This is a genomic window from Anaerovorax odorimutans (assembly GCF_024459955.1).
Classification (GTDB): domain Bacteria; phylum Bacillota; class Clostridia; order Peptostreptococcales; family Anaerovoracaceae; genus Hominibacterium; species Hominibacterium odorimutans_A.
In genome coordinates this window covers 1-403 of the sequence record NZ_JANFXK010000107.1, presented here as the reverse complement: position 1 = coordinate 403, position 403 = coordinate 1, and the positions used below count along the sequence as shown (strand labels likewise).

General features: G+C 49.4%; 1 pseudogene. It reads right to left on the bottom strand.

Going from position 1 to position 403, the window contains the following annotated elements:
* Positions 1 to 301 (bottom strand): annotated as a pseudogene (locus NE619_RS18080) (hypothetical protein); the annotation flags it as partial.
* Positions 302 to 403 lie beyond the last annotated feature (102 nt).

Below are 403 nucleotides of genomic sequence, written 5' to 3'. Positions count from 1 at the left end.
GTTTTTCGCCGCGCTGTATATAAATTCCCTGGTCCCGCCAATAGCCATAACTGCCCAGCTGCTGCGCTTTTGGATTCTGCGCCATAATCAAAAGCGCATTGCCTGCCGTATAACGTTCAAATCGGCTCTGTACATCCAAAAACTGCTGATACGCGCCGCCAGTTTCTGCCACATCCAGCGCTGCCCGCTCCAAATATTCATAACAGCGCTGCCGGTTGGCTTTGCTTTCCGCAATAAAATCGGCTGTTCGCGGGTCGTATCCGGATACGGACGTAGTTAACAAATCATCAAAATTCCCCATAGTTTCCACCTCACTTTTGCCCCTTTGTTTGTTTTTCTTGGCACTGTTTGCCTGTGTGTATTTTGGCCGCCTCGACTGCCGGTGTTTTTTTCCTTCTCCTTT